General features: G+C 66.6%; 4 protein-coding genes. 3 read left to right on the top strand and 1 reads right to left on the bottom strand.

Annotation, left to right across the window (positions count from 1 at the left end; genetic code table 11):
- Nucleotides 1-296 precede the first annotated feature (296 nt).
- Nucleotides 297-1,250 (top strand): GDP-mannose 4,6-dehydratase, encoded by a 954-nt coding sequence (locus ACE3UY_RS17145; RefSeq protein WP_374688711.1) that lies wholly within the window; start codon nucleotides 297-299, stop codon nucleotides 1,248-1,250.
- A gap of 131 nt (nucleotides 1,251-1,381) precedes the next feature.
- On the top strand, nucleotides 1,382-2,161 hold the full coding sequence (locus ACE3UY_RS17150) for a TlyA family RNA methyltransferase (RefSeq protein WP_374688712.1): 780 nt from the start codon (nucleotides 1,382-1,384) through the stop codon (nucleotides 2,159-2,161).
- Between the two features lie 73 nt (nucleotides 2,162-2,234).
- Here ACE3UY_RS17150 and ACE3UY_RS17155 read toward each other — a convergent pair whose 3' ends face one another.
- Nucleotides 2,235-2,678, bottom strand: coding sequence for a molybdopterin-dependent oxidoreductase (locus tag ACE3UY_RS17155; protein WP_374688713.1), 444 nt, complete (start codon nucleotides 2,676-2,678; stop codon nucleotides 2,235-2,237).
- Nucleotides 2,679-2,810: 132 nt separating this feature from the next.
- Here ACE3UY_RS17155 and ACE3UY_RS17160 point away from each other — a divergent pair.
- On the top strand, nucleotides 2,811-2,939 hold a 129-nt coding region (locus ACE3UY_RS17160), incomplete at its 3' end, for a GTP-binding protein (protein ID WP_374688714.1).

The raw sequence follows: 2,939 nt of genomic DNA on the forward strand, positions 1-2,939 counted from the left end.
AGGATGGGCTGACTCGTCTGTACCTCTTGCCGAGGCCCGAACGTGACCAGCGTCGGCGCGGGCTGGAGCAGGCTGAGCAGCGCGGCCAGGGCGAGCAGGCGCAGGCCCATGCCAAACGCCGGTCGCGGAGGGTGTCGGAGCGGTTTGAACATGACTTCCCGGAGGGAATTATACGGAACGGCGGCCCGCGCGCCGTTTTTCTACATCCGTCTCTTAGCCCGTGGCCGGCGGGCCGTTATAATTGGCTATCGAACCGGTTTCGCGCCCGGCCGCGAAGCCAATCAGTCGGAGTCCTTATGCGCGTTTTCATCACCGGGGCCACCGGCTTCGCCGGCTCCCATCTCGTTGACCACCTGCTTGCCGGCGGACATCACGTCCTCGCCCTCGTCCACGAAGCCACCAGCCACCAGGGCTTGCCCGCTCACGAGCGCGTCCAGCCCGTGACCGGCGACCTGCTCGACCCGGATAGGCTGGCCGCGGCCGTCGCCGCCGCCCGGCCGGACTGGATCTTTCACCTGGCCGGCCAGGCGTATCCGGCCCGCTCGTGGGATGACCCGGCCCTGACGCTGGCCGTCAACGCCGGCGGCACGGCCAACCTGCTGCGGGCAGCGGTGGCGTTTGGTCGCCCGCGCGTGGTTGTGGTGACCAGCGCCGAGATTTACGGGCCGCTGTCGCCGGCCGACATGCCGCTGACCGAGGCCACCCCGGCCCGGCCGCGCCATCCCTATGGCGTCAGCAAGCTGGCCGCGGGTGAACTGGGCCGCGTCTACTGGGCGCGCTATGGCCTGCCGGTGGTCGAGGCGCGGCCGTTCAACCACATCGGCCCGCGCCAGGCCCCTGGCTTCGTCGTGCCCGACTTCGCCAGCCAGTTGGCGGCCATCAGCCTGGGGCGCGCCGAGCCGGTCATGCGCGTCGGCAACCTGGAGCCGGAGCGCGACTTCACCGACGTGCGCGACGTGGCGGCTGCCTACGTCCGGCTGGCCGAAGCGGGCCGGCCGGGCGAGGGGTATCTCATCTGCTCCGGCCGCTCGGTGAGCGTGCGCCATCTGCTGGAGACACTCATCGAATTGGCCGGTGTCCGGGTGGACGTGCAGACAGACTCGGCGCGCGTCAATCCCAGCGACACACCCTGCCTCTATGGCAGTTATGCCAAGCTGGAGGCCGACACCGGCTGGCGCCCCGAAATCCCGCTACGCCAATCGCTGGCCGACGCGCTGGCCGATTGGCAGGAGCGGCTCCAGACAGATTAGCAGAGGCTCACGCAAAGAGCGCAAAGGAAGAAAAGAGCGCAAAGAAGAGTTCACTTGGCGTTCTTGGCTTTCTTTGCGCCCTTTGCGTGAGCTTCTTACTCAATCGGCGAAATCTGCGGATAATTCCTCTCATGACGAAAGGGAAGGAACGGCTGGACAAGCTGCTGGTCGATCGCGGACTGGTGGAAACGCGGGCGCGGGCGCGGGCCACCATTATGGCCGGCGAGGTGCGTGTGAACGGCGAACGGGTGGACAAGGCGGGCATGCCCGTGCCGCTGGACGCCCGGCTCGAGGTTGCCGCGCCGCTGCCCTACGTCAGCCGCGGCGGCTTCAAATTGGCCGGGGCGCTGGATGCCTTTGGTGTGGCCGTGGCCGGCCGGGTGTGCGCCGACGTGGGCGCATGTACCGGCGGCTTCACCGACGTGCTGCTCCAGCGTGGCGCGGCCCGCGTCTATGCCATCGACGTCGGTCAGGGCCAACTCGACTGGAAGCTGCGCCAGGATGAGCGGGTTGTCGTCATGGAACGGGTCAACGCCCGCTATCTGGAAACGCTGCCGGAGCCGGTCGAACTGGTCGTCATTGACGTGTCGTTCATCTCACTGCGGCTCATCCTGCCGGCGGCGCGGAAGTGGTTGGCCGCGGAGGCCGACGTAGTGGCGCTCATTAAGCCGCAGTTCGAGGCCGGCCCGGAGTCGGTCGGCAAGGGCGGCATTGTGCGCGACCCGGCCGTCCATCGGGCCGTGTTGGCGGGGATGCTCAACTGGGCGGCGGCCGGAGGGTGGGGTGTAGCCGGGCTGGTGCGATCTTCCATCCAGGGCACAGACGGCAACGTCGAATTCCTGACTCACCTCCGACCTGATGCCCTCTCATCCGATCTCGACACACTGATTGATCAGGTTGTCATAAATTAACCGCGGATTTCCACAGATGTGACGGATAAGGACGGAGTGAGATCCATGTGTACCCGTCACAGCCATGATTCGTTCATTCCAGTCTGATCGCTTCCACCCATTTGATCTGCCGCAGGGCCTCGTCGGTTTCGGTCGGGACGATGAGGCGCACCAGCCCGGCGGCGCGGGTCAGGGGGCGGCCGTCGATGGCGTAGGCCAGCAGAATCGGCCGCGACGAGTCGCGCCACTCCCCAGCCGTCACCCGCGTGCCGAAGCCGTCAGCGCTGACGACCGTCGCCGCCGTCCAGGAGCCGCCGGCGTAGCGCGCGATAACCTCCTCCAACGTCGCGCCCGCGAAGACGAATGGCCCGCTCGCGCCGTGCCCGGTGCTAACGATGTAGCTGTTGGGCAGGGTTCGCGCCGGGAGGGCGCGCAAGTCTGCGACGGTGACGAGCGTCCTGCCCGTTGGAGTCACGATGTGTATAGCTGGATCGTCTGTTGGAGGTAGAGGGTTGGGGTCGTGGGCATGTTCGGACATGACTTGTCTCCTCGGGTGGTGTTGTTCTGAGCGCGGGGGAGCAGGGGAGCGGGGGTGCAGAGGAGAAGACGAACGCATGCCTTTCTCCCCTGCTCCCTTGCACCCCCGCTCCCCTGCCCGCAAAAGCGCGTCATCCTCCTACCATTCTGCTATACTTGCCCCATGGATCAAAGCAGGATTCGCAATTTTTGCATTATCGCCCACATCGACCACGGCAAATCCACCCTGGCCGACCGGCTTTTGCAAGCGACCGGGACTATC

Origin of the sequence: Promineifilum sp. (SeqCode) (assembly GCF_041918635.1) — a bacterium.
GTDB lineage: Bacteria > Chloroflexota > Anaerolineae > Promineifilales > Promineifilaceae > Promineifilum.